The following is a 17,741-nucleotide window of genomic DNA, read 5'->3' as shown; positions in this document are numbered from 1 at the left end:
GCACGGCTGTAGCGCGTCGTGAAGACCATGGGTAGGGCGAAACCGCGGACGACGTCCCTCGCAAACGTCTGGCCCGCCACCCAGAGCCAGCTCTACACGGAGCTGAACCGGCTCGCCGAGGCCGGGCTGGTGACGGTCGCCGCCGAGGGGCCGCGCGGGCGCAAGGAGTACACCGTCACCGAGGCCGGCCGCGCGGAGCTGCTCCACTGGCTCGTCGAGGTCGAGCCGCAGCGCAACCGCCGCAGCGACGCGCTGCTGCGGGTCTTCTTCCTCAACCACGTCGGCCCCGGGCAGGCCCGCGCCTACGTGGAGCGGGAGGGTGCGCAGGCCGCGGAGCACCACGAGGCCCTGCCGGAGGTCGAACGCTCCGTTGACTGGGACGAAGGCGGTGACCTCGCGTTCTACGGCCGGCTGACCCTGGAGTGGGGTCTGCGCTTCACCAGGATGCAGCAGGAGTGGGCCGCCTGGGCGGCGGAGCACATCGGTGATCGCGCATCGCGGGACACCGCCCGGCCGTAACATGGCGCCGGGGTGGTGACTGGAGGTGCGCATGACCACGGATGAGTCACCGTACGACGTACTCGTCGTCGGCGGTTCCGGGGTGGACACCGTGGTGCGGGTGGACAGCCTGCCCGTACCGCTCGTGGACTCCCTGGGGGTGGAGCCGGTCCGGGAGTGGCCCGGCCAGACGGGCGGCAACGTGGCACTCGGCTGCCGCGCGCTCGGCATGAGCGTGAAGTTCCTCGACTTCGTCGGCGAGGACTGGGTCGGCACCATGCTCCGGGAGCGCCTGGCCAAGGGCGATGTCGACTTCGAGCCGCTGATCTCCCCCGCCGGGACCCGGCGGGCCGTGAACCTCGTGGACGCGACGGGTCACCGGATGTCCTTCTACGACGGACGTGACCCCGCGGACCTGCGGATGCCGCGCGAGTTCTATCTGCCGCACCTGCGCCGAGCCCGGCACGTGCACCTGTCGATCTCGCACTTCACCCGCTTCCTCTACGACGACATCGAGGAACTCGGCCTGCCCGTCTCGACCGACCTGCACGACTGGGACGGACTGGCCGAGCACCAGCGGGAGTTCGCCCGCCGCTCCGACCTGGTCTTCCTCAGCGCGGCGGGAGCGGGCGAGCGCATCGCGGACGTGATGCGCGAAATCCTGCGCGACGGCCGCGCCCAGGCCGTGATCGCCACCGCCGGCGCGGGCGGCGCCTATCTGCTCGCGCGCGACGGGGGCAGCACGCCCCGGCACATCCCGGCCGTCACCCCGCCCGGCCCGGTGGTGGACTCCAACGGGGCGGGCGACGCCTTCCTCTGCGGCTTCCTCCACGGGCGCATGCGCGGGCTGGACTTCGTGTCCTGCGCCCGCCTCGGCGCGAGCGCGGGTGCGTACACCTGCACGGCGGGCGGCAACCTGGCGCTCATCGACGCCGCGACGCTGGAGTCCGCTCAGGTCTCCCTCTCCGGCACGTAGTCGGCCTCCTCCAGTCCGAAGGTCCAGGCGACGCCCTCGCGGGCGGTCCGGGTCCGCGGCGGCACCCGCAGCCAGTAGGTACGGTGGGTGCCGTCCGGCTCCGGCGTGGAGTTGACGACCTCGACCATCACCAGCGGCTCGTCCCCCTCCAGTTCGATCCGCCACAGCACCCCGGCCGCGTCCCGCTGCACGGGCTCGGCGCCGGACTCCTCCAGGTAGCGCTCGTAGCCGTAGTGCTCCAGCATCACCCGGCGCAGCTCGGCGTTCTCCTCCTGGCGTATACGGCCGGGGGTGAGCCTGGCGAGCCCGTCGAGGAACTCGGCGGGGACCGGCATGCCCCGCCAGGCGTGCAGCGCGAAGCCGTCCGCGAAGGCCAGCGCGGGGCCGTCGCCGCGGTCCAGCCGGCCCGCCTCGTCCCGGTGCAGCTCCAGGGGGCGTTCGGCGACGACCGCCGTCCGCTCGTACGGCCACCACCAGCCGGCGTTCCGCGCGACCGCGGCGATCCCGGCCAGCTCCCCCGTGCCCTCCTCGCCGTCGAAGGCGGCCAGCCACGGCGCGTCGTGCTGCCCGAGCACGGCGTCGAGCAGCGCGAGCCGCACGGCCTGCCCGCCCCCGGGCACCCCGGACGCGGCGTCGGCCACGGCCGTCCGTATCCGCTCGGTCAGCGAAACCGTCGTGTCCCACAACTGCGCGCCCGTGACGGCCCAGTGATCCGCCCAGCCGGCCGGGCCGAGCCGGTCGGCGACCCGCTCCCGTGCAACGGCCCACGGTCGCGTGCGCACCGCATCGCGCACGCTGCCGCCCGAGGTGCCGCCCGCCGTCAGGCGCATGGCCAGGGCCACCGCCTCCAGCGGTGAGGCCGCCCACACGATCCGTTCCGGCTCCGCGAGTCCGGCCAGCCGGTAGGCCAGGCGTACCCCGTCCTCCGCGGCCGCCCGGTCCGCCGGTCCCGTCGCCGCCACGACCTCGCGCCACAGCGCCGCCAGGTCCGCTGCCGGCTCCGCCGACGTGCCCGTGCCCGTGCCCGTGTTCGCCACCGTCGTCATCGCTCCGCTCCCCCGTCCTCGTCAGTCCGCCACGACGCGCACCGCGCCGGGCGCGTACTCGCGCTGCCGCACCACCCGGTACCAGCCCTTGGGCAGCGGTATCGCGGCGTGCTCCTCGTGCACCACCCGCCCGCCGTCGGGCAGATGGAGGTACGCCGCCCCGAACGGCCCGGCCTCGCGCACCAGCGTCCCCGGACCGACCACCGCGTGGGCGTGCCCCGTCACCTCGCCGAGGGCCAGCACGAGCCTCCCCCGCACGTCCCTCGGCCGGCGCGGCAGCCGGTCCGTGCCCGGCGGCACAGCCGCCTCCGCTACGGGCACGATCAGGACGTCCCCCTGCCGGTACATGCGTGTCTCCCTTCGCCGTCGGCACCCGCCGACCCGATGTCCACGACGCTACGCGGGGGGTGTGACAACGCCCCCGGACGGCCTGTGCACAGCCCGCGGCAGCCGCTGTCGGAGCGACTTGGTAGAACTCTTCGCGGGCCCGCCACCACCGGCTCGACACACCACCGCACCACCGGCTCACGGCACCACCGGCTCCACAGCGGCACCGCATCCAAGGCACCACCCACAGCACCGCGTCCGTCCACCTCGGGAGACCACCGATGTCCTACGTCGAACATCTGCAGGAACTGAACGGCCTGCCGGCCTTCGACTTCCCCGCGCCCGATGCGCGGCAGGAGCTCCCGGCGGCCGGCGCGGTCGCGTGGCGGCTGGCCGTCAACCCCTGGGAGGACAAGGCGAAGGAGACCTTCGCTCAGCTGTGGGACCGCTTCCTGGAGACGGTGGAGCCCGGCGGGGTGCGGGCCCTGGTCGTGGGGCAGTGGGGCGAGCCGTACGACAACGACTCCGGTGCCGTCGTGGGGCGGCTCGTGGACGCCCGGGAGCGGCTGACCGCCCTGGAGGCCGTGTTCATCGGCGACCTGGAGACGGAGGAGGCCGAGATCTCCTGGATCGAGCAGTCCGACGTGACACCGGTGCTCGAGGCCTACCCGCGGCTGGAGGTGCTGGGCGTCCGCGGCGGCTCGGGGCTGCGCTTCCCCGCGACCCGCCACCAGCGGCTGCGCACGCTCCGCTTCGAGGCGGGCGGTCTTCCCGGCGAGGCCGTCCGCGGTGTCGCCGCCAGCGAACTCCCCGCGCTGGAGCACTTGGAGCTGTGGCTCGGCGTGGAGGAGTACGGCGGGGACGCGACGGTCGCCGACCTCGCACCGGTCCTGGCCGGCGGCCGCTTCCCCGCCCTGCGCCACCTCGGCCTGCGCAACAGCGAGATCCAGGACGAGATCGCCGCCGCCGTCGCAGCGGCCCCAGTCGTCGCCCAGCTCTCCTCGCTCGACCTGTCCCTGGGCGTGCTCACCGACGAGGGCGTGACCGCCCTGCTCGCCGGCCAGCCGCTGACCCACCTGAACTGGCTCGACCTCCACCACAACTTCGTCACCGAGCCGGTCGCCGAACGCGTGCGGGCCGCCCTCGAACCCTCCGGCGTCGAGGTCGACCTCTCGGACCCCGGTGACGAGGACGAGTGGGACGGTGAGATCCACCGCTACACCGCCGTCGCGGAGTGATGCCGTCATGACCGTCACACAGCATCTGGAGACCTTCCACGGGCTGCGCGTGCACACGCTGCCCGAGGCCGGGACGGCCGAGCTGCCCGAGCCCGACACCGTGGCCTGGCGGCTGGACTGCTTCGAGGCCGGCGAGATCCCCTTCCCCGAGGTGTGGGGCCACTTCACCACCGCGGTCGACACCACACGGGTGCGCGCCCTCGTCCTCGGGCCCTGGTGGGACGACGAGTACGCGGAACTGCGTCCCGCGCTGGAACTGGTCCTGGCGGACGCGGAGCGCTTCCCAGCCCTGCGCGCCCTCTTCCTCGCCGACGTCACCTACGAGGAGTGCGAGGTCTCCTGGCTTCAGCTGACCGACGTCACACCCGTACTCGAACGCTTGCCGCTGCTGGAGGAGTTCGGCGTCCGCGGCGGCGACTCTCAGGGCCTGGGCGAGGAGCCGCTGTCCCTGCGGCCCGTCCGCCACGACGCGCTGCGCGTGCTGCGCTTCGAGTCCGGCGGGCTGCCCGGCGCCGTGGTGCGGGCCGTCGCAGCCTGCGAACTGCCCGCACTGGAGCGGCTGGAGCTGTGGCTCGGCGTGGAGGAGTACGGGGGCGACGCGACGGTCGCCGACCTCGCGCCCATCCTCGCGGGCGGCCGCTTCCCCGCCCTGCGCCACCTCGGCCTGCAGGACAGCGAACTGCAGGACGAGATCGCGGCGGCCATCGCCTCGGCGCCCGTCGTCGCCCAGCTGGAGACGCTGAGCCTGTCCATGGGAACGCTCGGCGACACCGGCGCCGAGGCGCTGCTGGGCGGCCAGCCCCTCACCCACCTCAAGCGCCTGGACCTGCACCACCACTTCCTGAGCGAGGCCGTGGCCGAGCGGCTGCGCGCGGCGGTGGGCTCGGCGGGCACCGAGGTCGACCTGTCGGAGCAGCTCGCGTCGCGCCGCCGGCGGGGCGAGGAGTGGCGCTATGTCGCCGTCTCCGAATAGCCGCACCGGGGGTGCGCCGCGGATCACCGTGGTCGGCAACCCCGGCAACCGCAGGACGGGGCTGTTCGCCGACGCGGTGCGCGCCGCGGGGCATCCCGCGCCCCGCGTGCTGGCGTGGCGCGACGTGCTGCGCGGACGGTACGCCTTCGCGCCCGGCGAGTTCGTGCGCGTCGACTCCCCCGGTGAGGACGCCGAGGTCGACCGGCTGCTGCGGGGCGCCGACGACCCGGCCCGGGTCGAGGGCACCGCGCTGTGGCACCGCCGTTTCACCGCCGCGGTGCGCGAGGTGACGCGAGCGGCCCGCCGGGCCGGCGCGGTGCCGTCGGCGGACGCCGGGGAGATCGCCGTCCTGTTCGACAAGCGGCGCTGCCACGCCCGGCTCGCCGCCGAGGGCGTCCCGGTGCCGCCCGCACCCGACGGGCCGCCGGTGCGCGGCTGGGACGAGCTCAAGGACCGCCTGCGCGCCGCCCGGATGCCCAGGGCCTTCCTCAAACCCGCGCACGGCTCCTCCGCCTCCGGGGTGGTGGCGCTGGCGACGGGCCCGGGACGGGTCAAGGCCACGACCTCGGTGGAGACCACCGCCGACGGGCGCCTGTTCAACTCGCTGCGGGTCCGCGAGTACCGCACGGAGCAGGAGGTCGCCGCCCTCGTCGACGCGCTGGCCCCGGACGGGCTGCACGTCGAGCGCTGGCTGCCCAAGGCGTCGCTGCACGGCCGGGCGGCCGACCTGCGGGTGGTGGTGGTCGCCGGCCGCGCCACGCACGCCGTCGTCCGCACCAGCCGGCACCCGATGACGAACCTGCACCTCGGCGGCGTCCGCGGCGACCTGGACGCGGCCCGCGCGGCGATCCGCGCCGCGGGCGGCGACTTCGGCGATGTGCTGGCGACCGCGGAACGGGCGGCCGCCTGCTTCCCCGGCACGCTCTGCGTCGGCGTGGACGTGCTGCCCACGACGGGCTGGCGCCGCTTCGCCGTCGGTGAGGTCAACGCCTTCGGCGATCTGCTGCCCGGGCTCACCGGCATCCCGGGCGGCGGCGCCGAGGGCCTGGACACCTACGCCGCCCAGGTCGCCGCCGTACCGGCCGCGATGGAACGCGCGCGACGCGAGGAGCACCACCATGACGCCACTGCTTGACATGAACCAGATCGTGGGCAGCCACGACATCCTGCTGGTCACGCTGGACACCCTCCGCCACGACGTGGCCGAGGAGCTGGCCGCGGCCGGCCGCATCCCCCATCTGGCCCGCCATCTGCCCGGCGGCCGCTGGGAGCGCCGGCACGCGCCCGGCAGCTTCACCTACGCCTCCCACCAGGCGATCTTCGCGGGCTTCCTGCCCACGCCCACCGCGCCCGGCCCTCACCCCCGGCTCTTCGCGGCGCGCTTCGCGGGCAGCGAGAGCACCGCGGACGGCACCTTCGTGTTCGACACCCCCGACCTGGTGTCGGGCCTGGCCGCGGCCGGATACCGCACGGTGTGCATCGGCGGTGTCGGCTTCTTCAACAAGCAGGCGCCGCTGGGCTCGGTGCTGCCCGGGCTCTTCCAGGAGAGCCACTGGGAGCCGGAGTTCGGCGTGCCCTCGCCCACCTCCTTCGAGGCGCAGGTGACCCGCGCCGAGGAGGTCGTCGCCGCGCTGCCGCCGGAGCAGCGGCTGTTCCTCTTCGTGAACGTGTCCGCACTGCACCAGCCCAACTGGTTCCACCTGCCGGGCGCCACCCGGGAGTCGGGCGACTCGCGCGCCACGCACGCCGCCGCCCTGGAGTACGTCGACCGCCACATCGGCAGGCTCTTCGCCGCCGCCTCGAGCCGCCGCCCGTGCCTGGCCGTCGTCTGCTCGGACCACGGCACGGCGTACGGCGAGGACGGTCACACCGGCCACCGCATCGGCCACGAGGTCGTGTGGACGGTGCCCTACGCCCACTTCCTCCTCGACGGGGCCGCCCGATGACCCTCACCGACGTGACGCTCTCCACGACGCCCCCGGCCACGGCCGCCGTGCGCCCGTACCGGCACTACGTGTACGCGTATCCGCACAAGACGGCCTACCGCGCGCTGCCCCGCGAGCGCGCCGGGCTGCGCGACCTGTGGGCGGACGAGCCGAAGGACGCGCTGTCCCTCTACTTCCACATCCCGTTCTGCGAGGTCCGCTGCGGCTTCTGCAACCTCTTCACCAGGATCGGGGCGCCCGGCGGCCTGGCCACCGCCTACCTGGACGCTCTCGAGCGCCAGGCCGCGGCGGTGCGGGAGGCGCTGGGCGAGGGCGCGCGGTTCGCCAACGCGGCCTTCGGCGGCGGCACTCCGACGTATCTGGAGGCCGCCGAGCTGGAGCGGCTCTGCGAGCTCGCCGAACACGGCCTGGGGGCCGACCTGCGGGCGATACCGCTGTCCGTGGAGGCCTCCCCGGCCACCGCGACCGCCGACCGGCTGTCGGTGCTGGCGGAGCGCGGCACGACCCGGCTGAGCCTGGGGGTGCAGAGCTTCGTCGAGGCCGAGGCGCGCGCCGCCGTCCGCCCCCAGCGGCGGGGCGACGTCGAGGCGGCGCTGGGCAGGATCCGGGAGGCTGGCATCCCCGTCCTCAACATCGACCTGATCTACGGCATCGACGGCCAGACCGAGCTGTCCTGGACGGAATCCCTCGACGCCGCGCTCGCCTGGCGCCCCGAGGAGCTGTATCTGTACCCCCTGTACGTCCGTCCGCTCACCGGGCTCGGCCGGCACACCGCCGGCACCGAGCGGGGCGAGCAGGCGTGGGACGAGCAGCGGCTGCGGCTTTACCGCCACGGCCGCGACCATCTGCTGGCACGCGGCTACGAGCAGGTGTCGATGCGCATGTTCCGCCGTGCGGACGCGCCGACCACCGGCGGCGGGGACTACGCCTGCCAGACCGACGGCATGGTCGGCCTCGGCTGTGGGGCCCGCTCGTACACCTCCACGCTGCACTACTCCTTCGACTACGCCGTCGACATGCACCGCATCCGCGGCATCATCGACGCCTACACCGCGCGCACCACGCGGGAGTTCGGTCACGCCGACTACGGCTGGACGATGGACGACGAGGAGGCCCGCCGCCGTCATCTGCTGCAGTCGCTGCTGCAGGCCGAGGGCCTGTCCGTCGCGGAGTACCGGGCCCGGTTCGGCTCGGCGCCCGGGGAGGACTTCGCCGAGGAGCTGGAGCGCTTCGCGGACCGGGGCTGGCTGGACACGTCCGCGGGGCCGGACGTGCTGCGGCTGTCGCCCGAGGGCCTGGCCCACTCCGACGCGGCCGGTCCCGAGCTGTTCTCCACCGCCGTCCGCCGCCGTATGGCCGCCTACGAGCCCAAGTGAGCACCCACGCCATGGACCTGACGATCCTCTATCGCGGCCCGCTCGCCTCGTGCGACTACGACTGCCCGTACTGCCCGTTCGCCAAGCGCCGCGACAGCCGCGCCCAGCTGACCGCCGACCGCTCCGCCCTGGAGCGCTTCGCCGGCTGGGCGGGCGAACAGACCGGGGACCGACTCTCCCTGCTGTTCACCCCGTGGGGCGAAGGCCTGGTCCGCTCCTGGTACCGGCGCGCCCTGGCGGACCTGAGCCGACTGCCGCACGTCCGCAGGGTGGCGATCCAGACCAACCTGAGCGGCCGCACACAGTGGCTGGACGACGCCGACCGGGACACGATCGCCCTGTGGTGCACCTTCCACCCCGGCCAGACGCCCTACGACCGCTTCCTGGCCACGTGCCGGGACCTGGCGGAGCGCGGGGTCCGCCACAGCGTGGGCGTCGTCGGCCTGCCGGAGCACCTGGAGCAGGCCCGCCGGCTGCGTGACGATCTCCCGGACCACGTCTACCTGTGGGTCAACGCCGCCGAGGGCCACACGTACACCGACGCCGAGGCGGCGCGGTGGACCGCGCTCGACCCGCTCTTCCCGTACAGCCGGCATCCGCACCGCAGCGCGGGCCTGCCGTGCCGCACGGGCGAGTCGGTCGTCTCGGTGGACGGCGAGGGCACTGTACGCCGCTGCCACTTCGTCCGCGAGGAGCTGGGCAACCTCTACGACGGCTCCTACCGCGCGGCGCTGCGCCCGCGCGCGTGCCCGCTGGCCGTCTGCGACTGCCACATCGGCTATGTCCACCTGGAGACGCTGCCGTTGTACGACGTGTTCGCGGGCGGGGTCCTGGAACGGATCCCCGCCGCGGCACCGCCCGGGCGGACACCGCTGCGGCTCCTGACGCCGGCCTCCTCATAGCGGGGCGGCCGGGCGCGCCGGGACCCAGCACGCCCGGACCCAGCACGCCAGGCCCCAGCGCACTGGGCCCGGGCCCGGCGGGTGTCAGCCCTTGCGGCCGACTCCTCCCCAGAAGGCGATGCGGACGTTCTCGCCCTCCTGCACCGGCGGGCCGTCCGGGCGCCACAGCGGTACCTGCACCAGGCCCGGCTCGACGAGGGAGAACCCTTCGAAGAAGGGCTCGATCTCCGGCTTGCCGCGCAGGGTGAGGGTGGAGGTGGCGTTCTTGTACGCCTCGCCGGCGTCGGCGTCGACGTCGCGGTGGAAGTCGGTGGTGCCGTGGCTGAGGATCAGCAGGCTGCCGGCCGGGAGGTTCTTGGTGAGGGTGCGCACGATCCCGGCCGGGTCCTCGTCGTCGCGGACGAAGTGCAGGAGCGCGACGAGCATCAGGGCGACGGGCTGGTCGAAGTCGATCAGCTCCCGGATCGTGGCGTGTTCCAGGATGGTCTCGGGCTCGCGGACGTCGCCGAGGAAGAAGCCGGCGTTGCCGGTGTTGGTGAGCCGCGCGCCGGCGTGGGCGGCGACGATGGGGTCGTTGTCGACGTAGGCGACCCGGGCCTCGGGGACGACGGAGCGGGCGACCTCGTGGGTGTTGGGCGAGGTGGGGATGCCGGTGCCGATGTCGACGAACTGCCGGATGCCCTGTCCCGCCGCGTAACGCACCGCGCGCTGCATGAAGTCCCGGTTGGCGCGCGCGCTCGGGCGCGCGTCGGGGGTCATGTGGATCACCATCTCGGCCGCCTCGCGGTCGGCCTCGTAGTTGTCCTTGCCTCCGAGGTAGTAGTCGTACATCCGGGCCGGGTGCGGCCGGCTGGTGTCGATCTCCTCAGCGGGGAAGCCCTTGTCGGTCAACGCCTGCTCCGTTCGGATTCCGGTGGCCCTTGCGGGTCCGGGTCGGTGCGGTCGGTGGTCTTCCGTTCCGTCCCGCCGCTCACGGCAGCAGGAAGTCGGCCTGGCCGGCCTTGGCGCCCTGGATGAACGACATCATCTCGCTGCCGGTGTAGATCAGGCAGGGCCCGTCCGGGTCGTCGGACTGCCGTAACGCCACCCGGCCGTCGTCCATCCTGAGGGCTTCGACGCACGAGCCGCCGTTGCCCCCGCTCCACGGCTTGCGCCAGCCCTCGTCGGCGAGTTCCCCGGCGGGCATGCCGTTGTAGATCCGCTCCATGGTCATGTCTCCTTGTGGATGCCACCGAGGATCCGCTCGGTGCTCTGGGTCGGCGCGGCTTGTGCGCACATCCGGTCCAGGGCCTCCAGGAAGGTCGAGACGTCGTCGCGGTCGTCGAAGTAGACGGCCCCGACCAGGCTTTCGGAGTAGACGACGTCCGGGAGGTCGTGCGTCTGGAACCGGAAGATGTGGAACGGGCCGTACATGGCGGGGTGCGGTCCGGCCGTGAACGGCATGATCTGCAGTCGTACGTTGGGCAGGGCGCAGGAGTCGATGAGCCTGGCGATCTGGGCCCGCATGACCGCCGGTCGGCCGATGGGTCTTCGCAGGACCGTCTCGTCCATGACGATCCAGACCAGCGGCGCGTCCTCCCGGGTGAGCAGTGCCTGGCGCTCCATCCGCAGCGCGACCCCGCGTTCGACCTCCGCGTCCCCGGCGCCCGGGTTCCCCGCCCGCAGCACCTCGCGCGCGTAGTCCTCGGTCTGCAGCAGTCCGGGGACGTAGTGCGGTTCGTAGGCGCGGATGACGCCGGCCTCGCCCTCCAGGCTCACGAAGGCGCTGAACCAGTCGGGCAGGACGTCGCGGTAGCGGTGCCACCAGCCGGGCTGGTTGGCCTCCCGGGCCAGTGCGAGGAACTCCTCCAGCTCCGCCGGGCCGGTGACCCCGTAGGTGCGCAGGAGCTTCTCGACGTAGGGGATCTTCAGGCCGACCTCGGCCTTCTCCATGCGGCGGATCGTGGCGTGGGTGACGTCGAGGGCCAGGCCGGCCTCCTCGAAGGAGAGCCCCGCCTTCTCGCGCAGATCCTGGAGCCGTTTGCCGAGCACCACCCGGAGGACGGTGGGAGCACCGGCCGACCGTGCGTCCGTCACGACCAACTTCCCCAACTCCCCTCTGCTGTAGGCAGTGTGTCATGCCGTCATCGAAAACCGACAGTGCGCACCGGCCGTTCTGTAAATTACAGATCGCATCTTGCCAACGGTTCGAACGGGACCGCATAGTTGTCGACGTGGCCTCCTCACCAGACGCTCTGCGGTTAGAGCGCCGTGGCACCCCCGACGCCCGTCGCTGCCGGGATCTGTTCCGTTTGCCCGCCCACGGGTCCTCGGTCGCCGACGCACGCCATCGCGTGCGGGCGCGGCTGCGGGAATGGGAGACGGACGAGGGACTGCGCGACGACGCCGAGATGATCGTTTCCGAGCTCTTCACCAACGCCGTCATGCACACCGGCAGTGAGTTCATCACCTGCGGGATGGGGTACGACGGCACCCGGCTGCGGCTCGAAGTCAGCGACCAGGGGCGCGCGCCGACTGCGCCCCGGCCGCGGGCGGCGGGCGTGGACGAGGAGGGCGGACGCGGTCTGCTGCTGGTGGGCGCGCTCTCGCAGGCCTGGGGCGTCCGGCCCACCGACGACGGCGGCGGCCGTGTCGTGTGGGCCGAACTCGGCCCCGGGGCTCCGTCCTTCTGACGCCGCCCCCGCGGCCCCCGCCTGCCGCCCCCTACAGGGGCAGCAGGTCCGGACGCTTGGGTTCCACGTTGTCGCCGGAGGACTCCCCGCGCAGCCGCCGGCCGATCCACGGCACGAGGTACTCGCGGGCCCACTGGATGTTGTCCCGCCGGATCTCGGCGGGCGCGCGGAACCTCTCCGGCGGCCACGCCTGGTCGGGATCGGCCGGCACCTCCAGGCCCAGCACCTGCGCGGCGCGCAGGGCGACCCTGGTGTGCCCCTCGGGCGACAGGTGGAGGCGGTCGGCGTCCCAGGCCCTGCGGTCCTGGACCGAACGCAGCGACCACAGGTCCAGCACCGGGGAGTCGTAGCGGTCGGCGATGGCGCGCACATGGGCCGTGTAGGTGGCGATCTTGCCGCGCAGATGCCGCAGCACGGGAATACCCCGGGTGTCGAAGCCCGTGCACAGCACGACGGTGCCGACCGTCCCGGTGAGGCGGGCGACCGCCGCCTCGTAGCGCTCGGCGACGTCGTCCGGGTCGCTGCCGGGACGGAGGATGTCGTTGCCGCCCGCACAGAAGGTCACGAGGTCGGGCGCGAGTTCCACGGCCCGCGGCACCTGCTCCTCGACGATCTGGTCGAGGAGGCGGCCGCGCACGGCGAGGTTCGCGTACCGGAAGTCGTGCTCGGGGCGGCGGTCGGAGAGGAGGACCGCCAGCCGGTCGGCCCAGCCGATGAACGTCCCGTCGGGACCCGGATCGCCCACACCTTCCGTGAAGCTGTCCCCCACGGCTGCGTACGACCCGATGGCGTCGCTGTTGTCTGTTCTCGAATCGTCTGGCACGTCAGCACATACTTCACCTCCTCAAGTGGCCTACGCCACCGTAACCAGGGGTTGACGGGGGGTGATCTATCCCACCCGGCCGGACCCACCGGAAACGGAATAAGACGGCCTTCCGCCGGCGTCAAAACAGCCCTCCTCCGCGATCACATACCGCGCGGTACGGGCCCGGCCGGGGTGCCGTAGGGTCGGGAGTGGTCCGGCCGCCGGTGACCCGCACCGCCCGGCCCTGAGCGAAGGAGCGCCGGTGACCGAGCAGACGCCGCAGACCGCCCCGTCGGAACCCGAGCTGTCCGGGGTGCGCAACTTCCGCGACGTGGGCGGCCTCCCGACGACCGACGGCCGCCGCCTGCGGTACGGACGGCTCTTCCGCAGCGGCCACCTGGCGCACGCCACCGCGGAGGACGCCGGATTCCTCTCCTCCCTCGGACTGCACACGGTCTTCGACTTCCGCAACGCCTCCGACATGAGGCTGGAGGGCCCCGACGTCGAGCTGCCCGGCGTGCGCAACGTGAACATGCCGCTGAGCGACCCCGCGCAGGGCGCCGAGTTCTGGACCACGGTCCGCGACGGCGACATCGCCGCGCTGCGCGAGATCCTCGGCGAGGGCCGCGCCGCCGCGCGCATGGTGGAGGCGTACCGCCGCATCGTCCTGGACCGCATCGCCGAACACGCCCGCATGCTGGAGCTGCTCGCCGAGGACGAGTCGGTGCCGGCGCTGCTGCACTGCGCCGCGGGCAAGGACCGGGCCGGCACCTCGATCGCCGTCATCCTGCTCGCCCTCGGGGTGGAGCGCGACGCGATCGTGGAGGACTACCTCAAGAGCAACGAGGCCCACCGCCGTTACCGCATCAGGCGCGGCGACGACGCGGAGCCGGCGAGCACCCCGGAGGTCATGGAGCTGCTCGGGCCCCTCTTCGACGCGCGCAAGGAGTACCTGGAGACCGCCTTCGGCACCATCGAGGAGCACTGGGGCTCGGCGGACCGCTACCTGGAGGAGGGGCTCGGCCTCACGCCCGCGCGCCGCGAGCGGCTGCGCGCGCTCTTCCTGGACGGCGCGCAGCCGGCCTGACCCGGGCTGCCGGGGCCGCCCTACTTGGCCCCGGCCAGGTGGAAGATCAGGAAGAAGAACGCGGCGATGACGTGGACCCCCACCAGGTAGATGAAGGCGCGCACCTTGAAGCCCATGGGGGCCTTGTCGCGGGAGTCTGCGGACATGGTCAGTCCTCTCGTCATGCGCCGTGGGGGCGCGGGGAACGGCTGTCGCCCAGGCACAGCTCGGCGACGGAACTCCGCAGCAGTGTGTGGACGAACAGCAGATCGACACCGTTCGGCGAAGCAGCGGCGATGCGGTGCGGGGTGAGCGAGTCGAAGTGGGCGCTGTCGCCGGGCGCCAGCCGGTGCACGGCCTCGCCGAGGGTGAGCCGCAGTTCGCCCTGGAGGACGTACAGCCATTCCTCGCCGACGTGGACGCGGACCAGGCCCTCCTGGGGGCCGGGGGGCACGTGGAGCCGCAGGGCCTGCATGGCCCGCCCGGGGTTCCCAGCCGGCCAGTACGTCCAGCCGCCTGCCTCCGCGGGCGGCACGGAGCCGCCGCGGACGACCGGCTCGCGCTCCGGGGCGGTCTCGCCCAGCAGGTCGGAGACCGTGGTGCCGTAGGTGCGCGCGAGCGCCAGCAGCATGGGGAGCGAGGGCTGCCGCTGGCCGGTCTCCAGCCGGGACAGGTGCGCGGGCGAGAGCCCGGCGCGGGCGGCGGCCGCCTCCAGCGTCAGCCCGCCCCGGCGGCGCAGCGCGCGCAGCTGGGGGGCGACGTCCGGCAGGGGCGCCTCGTCCGCGGATGGTGAGGTCATACCTCAGGTATAGACATGGTTCGCCTCTGAGGCAAAACTTTTGCCTCAGAGGCAAGAACCGTCGGCCGGGCGACGGCCGGGTCAGCGGTGGGCGACCGCCTGCTTCACCAGTGTCCGGCCGAACTCCCACATCAGGCCACCGCCGCCGTGTGCGTCGTCCATCACGGCCGTGAAGGCGTCCACGAAGCGGTCCACCTCCCGCTCGCCGATGACCAGCGGAGGGATCAGCTTGATCACCTCCAGGTGGTCCCCGGACACCTGGGTGAGGATACGGTGCCGCTGCAGCAGCGGCACGACCACCATCTGCGCGAAGAGCCCCTTGCGGGCCGCCTGCAGCATCGTCCAGCGGCTGCGCAGCCCCAGCGACTTCGGCCGGCCGAACTCGATGCCGATCATCAGGCCCCTGCCGCGGACCTCGTACAGCAGCTCGTAGCGGTCGACGAGGGCCTCGAGGCGGGCGCGGAGCAGGTCCCCGGTGGCCCGCGCGTTGGCCACGACCTTCTCGTCCTCCATCACCGCGAGCGTGGCCAGGCCCGCCGCCATGGCCTGGGCGTTGGAGCCGAAGCTCGCCGAGTGCACCAGCACCCGGTCCATGGACGAGTAGACCTTCTTGAAGATCCAGTCCTTGCCGAGGGTGGCGCCCACCGGCACGTAGCCCCCCGACAGTGCCTTGGCCACGCACACCAGGTCCGGCTCGACGCCCTCTTCGTGCTGGTAGGCGAAGAAGTCGCCGGTGCGGCCGAGACCGGTCTGCACCTCGTCGGCGATGAGCAGTGCCCTGTGCCGGTGCAGCAGCTCCTGCGCCGCCCACAGGTAACCGGGCGGCGCGGGGTGCACGCCCTTGCCCTGGATCGGCTCGACGATCAGCGCGGCCACGTCGCCCTTGGACAGCTCGCGCTCCAGGGCCGCGAGGTCGCCCAGGGGCACGGCGGTGTCGGGGAGCAGCGGGTCGAAGCCCTCCCGGAAGCCGCCCTCGCCGTTGACGGACAGCGAGCCGGTGGTCAGCCCGTGGAAGGCGTGGTCGCAGTAGAGCACGCGGGGCCGGCCCGTGGCGTAGCGGGCGAACTTCAGGGCCGTCTCGACCGCCTCGGTGCCGCTGTTGCCGAAGAACACCCGGTCCAGGCCCGGCGCGTACGACAGCAGCTTCTCCGCGAGCAGGCCCGGCAGCGGCTGGCAGTCGAAGCGGGTGAGGTCCGCCAGCCCGGCGTCCAGGACGTCGTGCAGGGCCTTGCGGACGACGGGGTGGTGGCGGCCCAGGCCCATCACCCCGAAGCCGGCGAGCATGTCGAGGTGGTCCCGGCCCTCGTCGTCCCAGAAGTACGCGCCCTCGGCCCGCTCGTAGACCTTGTCGAAGCCGATGGTGTGCAGCATGCGCGGCAACTGGTGGTTGAGGTACTTGGCGTGCAGGTCGTAGCGCTCGGCCCCGCGCTCGGCCAGCAGGGTCGCCAGGTCGAACCCCTTGGGCTCAGGATCGGGCGGTGTCATCGCTCAGACGCCTCTCGTTCGGGTGCTGCTCGTCCGCAGTCAGTCGGGCCAGGGTGGCCCCGATCCGGCCGGCGATCTCCGCGGGGGTGAGCCCGATGTCGGCGAGCACCTCGCCCCGCTTGGCGTGCGCCAGGAACTGCTGCGGGATGCCGAAGTCGCGGACCGGCACATCGGTCTCCGCGTCGCGCAGGGCCTGCGCCACGGCCGAGCCGACGCCCCCGGCGCGGCCGTTGTCCTCGACGACGGCCACCATGCGGTGCCGGGCGGCGAGCGCGGGCAGCTCCGCGTCGAGCGGCTTCACCCAGCGCGGGTCGACGACCGTGACGCCGACGCCGCGTTCGCGCAGCAGGGCGGCCGCGGCCAGGGAGACCGAGCCGAGGGCACCGACGGAGACCATCAGCACGTCGGGCCGGTCGCCGCGGTGCAGCACGTCCATGCCGCCGACCCGGTCGATGGCCGGCAGTGCCTCGCCGACGGTCTCCTTCGGGAAGCGGACGACGGTGGGCGCGTCGTCGACGTCGATCGCCTCGCGGAGCTGGGCGCGCAGTTGGTCGGCGTCGCGCGGGGCGGCGATCCGCAGGCCGGGGACGACCTGCAGGATCGACATGTCCCACATGCCGTTGTGCGAGGCGCCGTCGTCGCCGGTGACGCCGGCCCGGTCCAGCACGAAGGTCACACCGCATTTGTGGAGCGCGACGTCCATCAGCACCTGGTCGAAGGCGCGGTTGAGGAAGGTCGCGTAGACCGCGACCACCGGGTGCAGGCCGCCGGTCGCCAGACCCGCCGCCGAGACCGCCGCGTGCTGCTCGGCGATCCCGACGTCGTACACGCGGCGCGGGAAGGCCTTGGCGAACTTCTCCAGCCCGACCGGCTGCAGCATGGCCGCCGTGATCGCCACGACCTCGGGGCGCTCGGCGCCGATCCGGACCATCTCGTTGCCGAAGACCGAGGTCCACTTCGGGCCGCTCGACGGGGTGAGCGGTTCACAGGTGAGCGGGTCCATGGCGCCCACCGCGTGGAAGCGGTCCGCCTCGTCGCGCTCGGCGAAGGCGTAGCCGCGGCCCTTCTCGGTGAGGCAGTGGACGAGGACGGGACCGTGGAAGCGCCGGGCCCGGCGCAGCGCGGACTCGACCGCGGCGACGTCGTGCCCGTCGATCGGGCCGAGGTACTTCAGGCCCAGGTCCTCGAACATGCCCTGCGGCGCGAAGGCGTCCTTGAAGCCCTTCTTGGCACCGTGCAGGGATTCGTACAGCGGCTTGCCGACGACCGGTGTCCGCTGCAGCACCTGCTTGCCCCAGGCAAGGAAGCGCTCGTAGCCGTCCGTGGTGCGCAGGGTGGCGAGGTGGTTGGCGAGGCCGCCGATGGTGGGAGCGTAGGAGCGCTCGTTGTCGTTGACGACGATGATCAGCGGGCGGTCCTTGGCGGCGGCGATGTTGTTCAGCGCCTCCCAGGCCATGCCGCCGGTCAGTGCGCCGTCGCCGATGACGGCGACGACGTGGTCCTGCCGGCCGAGCACCTGGTTGGCCTTGGCCAGGCCGTCGGCCCAGCCGAGCACCGTGGAGGCGTGGCTGTTCTCGATGACGTCGTGCTCGGACTCGGCGCGCGAGGGGTAGCCGGACAGGCCCCCCTTGC

General features: G+C 73.2%; 20 protein-coding genes. 10 read left to right on the top strand and 10 right to left on the bottom strand.

The window, feature by feature from the left end; genetic code table 11:
• Positions 1-27 precede the first annotated feature (27 nt).
• Positions 28-519 (top strand): PadR family transcriptional regulator, encoded by a 492-nt coding sequence (locus B085_RS0123440; protein ID WP_018561037.1) that lies wholly within the window; start codon positions 28-30, stop codon positions 517-519.
• A gap of 31 nt (positions 520-550) precedes the next feature.
• Complete coding sequence (locus B085_RS0123435) at positions 551-1,474, top strand: carbohydrate kinase family protein (RefSeq protein ID WP_018561036.1); 924 nt, start codon at positions 551-553, stop codon at positions 1,472-1,474.
• Here the strand turns inward: B085_RS0123435 and B085_RS0123430 are convergent.
• Both B085_RS0123430 and B085_RS0123425 read right to left on the bottom strand, forming a co-directional pair.
• On the bottom strand, positions 1,450-2,520 hold the full coding sequence (locus B085_RS0123430) for a DUF6745 domain-containing protein (RefSeq protein WP_018561035.1): 1,071 nt from the start codon (positions 2,518-2,520) through the stop codon (positions 1,450-1,452). The two genes, B085_RS0123435 and B085_RS0123430, sit on opposite strands and share 25 nt — an antisense overlap.
• Before the next feature lie 21 nt (positions 2,521-2,541).
• Positions 2,542-2,868 carry a hypothetical protein gene (locus tag B085_RS0123425; protein ID WP_018561034.1) on the bottom strand — a complete coding sequence of 109 codons (327 nt, stop codon included), beginning with the start codon at positions 2,866-2,868 and terminating at the stop codon, positions 2,542-2,544.
• Positions 2,869-3,128: 260 nt separating this feature from the next.
• On the opposite strand from B085_RS0123425, the gene B085_RS0123420 reads away from it, so the two are divergent.
• The 6 genes from B085_RS0123420 to B085_RS0123395 are packed head-to-tail and all read left to right on the top strand — an operon-like array spanning position 3,129 to position 9,282.
• The gene (locus tag B085_RS0123420) at positions 3,129-4,085 is read left to right on the top strand and encodes an STM4015 family protein (RefSeq protein ID WP_018561033.1); all 957 of its coding nucleotides are present in this window, start codon (positions 3,129-3,131) and stop codon (positions 4,083-4,085) included.
• Between the two features lie 7 nt (positions 4,086-4,092).
• Positions 4,093-5,058: an STM4015 family protein gene (locus B085_RS0123415; protein WP_018561032.1), complete on the top strand. Its 966-nt coding sequence runs from the start codon at positions 4,093-4,095 to the stop codon at positions 5,056-5,058.
• Complete coding sequence (locus tag B085_RS0123410) at positions 5,039-6,193, top strand: STM4014 family protein (protein WP_026251353.1); 1,155 nt, start codon at positions 5,039-5,041, stop codon at positions 6,191-6,193. Before B085_RS0123415 ends, B085_RS0123410 begins: the two co-directional genes overlap by 20 nt.
• Position 6,194: 1 nt before the next feature.
• Complete coding sequence (locus B085_RS0123405; RefSeq protein ID WP_018561030.1) at positions 6,195-7,004, top strand: STM4013/SEN3800 family hydrolase; 810 nt, start codon at positions 6,195-6,197, stop codon at positions 7,002-7,004.
• The gene (locus B085_RS0123400) at positions 7,001-8,380 is read left to right on the top strand and encodes an STM4012 family radical SAM protein (RefSeq protein WP_018561029.1); all 1,380 of its coding nucleotides are present in this window, start codon (positions 7,001-7,003) and stop codon (positions 8,378-8,380) included. The genes B085_RS0123405 and B085_RS0123400 overlap by 4 nt, the downstream gene beginning before the upstream one ends.
• Before the next feature lie 11 nt (positions 8,381-8,391).
• On the top strand, positions 8,392-9,282 hold the full coding sequence (locus B085_RS0123395; RefSeq protein WP_037732334.1) for an STM4011 family radical SAM protein: 891 nt from the start codon (positions 8,392-8,394) through the stop codon (positions 9,280-9,282).
• 84 nt (positions 9,283-9,366) lie between these two features.
• Here the strand turns inward: B085_RS0123395 and B085_RS0123390 are convergent, their stop codons facing one another.
• The 3 genes from B085_RS0123390 to B085_RS0123380 form a co-directional block, all read right to left on the bottom strand.
• Positions 9,367-10,173 (bottom strand): SAM-dependent methyltransferase, encoded by an 807-nt coding sequence (locus B085_RS0123390; RefSeq protein ID WP_018561027.1) that lies wholly within the window; start codon positions 10,171-10,173, stop codon positions 9,367-9,369.
• Positions 10,174-10,252: 79 nt separating this feature from the next.
• The gene (locus B085_RS0123385) at positions 10,253-10,495 is read right to left on the bottom strand and encodes a DUF397 domain-containing protein (protein WP_018561026.1); all 243 of its coding nucleotides are present in this window, start codon (positions 10,493-10,495) and stop codon (positions 10,253-10,255) included.
• Positions 10,492-11,358 carry a helix-turn-helix domain-containing protein gene (locus B085_RS0123380; protein WP_018561025.1) on the bottom strand — a complete coding sequence of 289 codons (867 nt, stop codon included), beginning with the start codon at positions 11,356-11,358 and terminating at the stop codon, positions 10,492-10,494. Before B085_RS0123380 ends, B085_RS0123385 begins: the two co-directional genes overlap by 4 nt.
• A gap of 215 nt (positions 11,359-11,573) precedes the next feature.
• Between B085_RS0123380 and B085_RS0123375 the strand changes: the two genes are divergently transcribed.
• The gene (locus B085_RS0123375; RefSeq protein WP_018561024.1) at positions 11,574-11,954 is read left to right on the top strand and encodes an ATP-binding protein; all 381 of its coding nucleotides are present in this window, start codon (positions 11,574-11,576) and stop codon (positions 11,952-11,954) included.
• 31 nt (positions 11,955-11,985) lie between these two features.
• On the opposite strand, the gene B085_RS0123370 is transcribed toward B085_RS0123375, so the two are convergent.
• Positions 11,986-12,777: an SGNH/GDSL hydrolase family protein gene (locus B085_RS0123370; protein ID WP_026251352.1), complete on the bottom strand. Its 792-nt coding sequence runs from the start codon at positions 12,775-12,777 to the stop codon at positions 11,986-11,988.
• 244 nt (positions 12,778-13,021) lie between these two features.
• On the opposite strand from B085_RS0123370, the gene B085_RS0123365 reads away from it, so the two are divergent.
• Positions 13,022-13,846, top strand: a complete 825-nt coding sequence (locus tag B085_RS0123365; RefSeq protein WP_018561022.1) for a tyrosine-protein phosphatase — start codon at positions 13,022-13,024, stop codon at positions 13,844-13,846.
• 20 nt (positions 13,847-13,866) lie between these two features.
• On the opposite strand, the gene B085_RS48805 is transcribed toward B085_RS0123365, so the two are convergent.
• The 4 genes from B085_RS48805 to dxs all read right to left on the bottom strand — a co-directional run.
• A complete protein-coding gene (locus B085_RS48805; RefSeq protein ID WP_018561021.1) occupies positions 13,867-13,992 on the bottom strand; it encodes a DUF6126 family protein in 126 nt (41 codons plus the stop codon).
• 14 nt (positions 13,993-14,006) lie between these two features.
• Positions 14,007-14,624, bottom strand: a complete 618-nt coding sequence (locus B085_RS0123355) for a helix-turn-helix domain-containing protein (protein ID WP_018561020.1) — start codon at positions 14,622-14,624, stop codon at positions 14,007-14,009.
• Between the two features lie 81 nt (positions 14,625-14,705).
• Positions 14,706-16,109, bottom strand: a complete 1,404-nt coding sequence (locus B085_RS0123350) for an aspartate aminotransferase family protein (RefSeq protein WP_018561019.1) — start codon at positions 16,107-16,109, stop codon at positions 14,706-14,708.
• Positions 16,090-17,741 (bottom strand): 1-deoxy-D-xylulose-5-phosphate synthase (dxs, locus tag B085_RS43545; protein ID WP_018561018.1); only part of this gene is annotated, 1,652 nt, incomplete at its 5' end. The genes B085_RS0123350 and dxs, both read right to left, overlap by 20 nt.

The sequence above is a fragment of the Streptomyces sp. BoleA5 genome, assembly GCF_000373665.1.
Taxonomy (GTDB): domain Bacteria; phylum Actinomycetota; class Actinomycetes; order Streptomycetales; family Streptomycetaceae; genus Actinacidiphila.
Note: the sequence above shows the minus strand (reverse complement) of the source record. Positions and strands in the feature narration are given on the sequence as shown.

Bases quoted from the DNA above. Each gene is read 5' to 3' on its own strand.
- B085_RS0123440 (WP_018561037.1), top strand. From the start codon at position 28: ATGGGTAGGGCGAAACCGCGGACGACGTCCCTCGCAAACGTCTGGCCC.
- B085_RS0123435 (WP_018561036.1), top strand. From the start codon at position 551: ATGACCACGGATGAGTCACCGTACGACGTACTCGTCGTCGGCGGTTCC.
- B085_RS0123430 (WP_018561035.1), bottom strand. From the start codon at position 2,520: ATGACGACGGTGGCGAACACGGGCACGGGCACGGGCACGTCGGCGGAG.
- B085_RS0123425 (WP_018561034.1), bottom strand. From the start codon at position 2,868: ATGTACCGGCAGGGGGACGTCCTGATCGTGCCCGTAGCGGAGGCGGCT.
- B085_RS0123420 (WP_018561033.1), top strand. From the start codon at position 3,129: ATGTCCTACGTCGAACATCTGCAGGAACTGAACGGCCTGCCGGCCTTC.
- B085_RS0123415 (WP_018561032.1), top strand. From the start codon at position 4,093: ATGACCGTCACACAGCATCTGGAGACCTTCCACGGGCTGCGCGTGCAC.
- B085_RS0123410 (WP_026251353.1), top strand. From the start codon at position 5,039: ATGTCGCCGTCTCCGAATAGCCGCACCGGGGGTGCGCCGCGGATCACC.
- B085_RS0123405 (WP_018561030.1), top strand. From the start codon at position 6,195: ATGAACCAGATCGTGGGCAGCCACGACATCCTGCTGGTCACGCTGGAC.
- B085_RS0123400 (WP_018561029.1), top strand. From the start codon at position 7,001: ATGACCCTCACCGACGTGACGCTCTCCACGACGCCCCCGGCCACGGCC.
- B085_RS0123395 (WP_037732334.1), top strand. From the start codon at position 8,392: ATGGACCTGACGATCCTCTATCGCGGCCCGCTCGCCTCGTGCGACTAC.
- B085_RS0123385 (WP_018561026.1), bottom strand. From the start codon at position 10,495: ATGACCATGGAGCGGATCTACAACGGCATGCCCGCCGGGGAACTCGCC.
- B085_RS48805 (WP_018561021.1), bottom strand. From the start codon at position 13,992: ATGTCCGCAGACTCCCGCGACAAGGCCCCCATGGGCTTCAAGGTGCGC.
- B085_RS0123355 (WP_018561020.1), bottom strand. From the start codon at position 14,624: ATGACCTCACCATCCGCGGACGAGGCGCCCCTGCCGGACGTCGCCCCC.
- B085_RS0123350 (WP_018561019.1), bottom strand. From the start codon at position 16,109: ATGACACCGCCCGATCCTGAGCCCAAGGGGTTCGACCTGGCGACCCTG.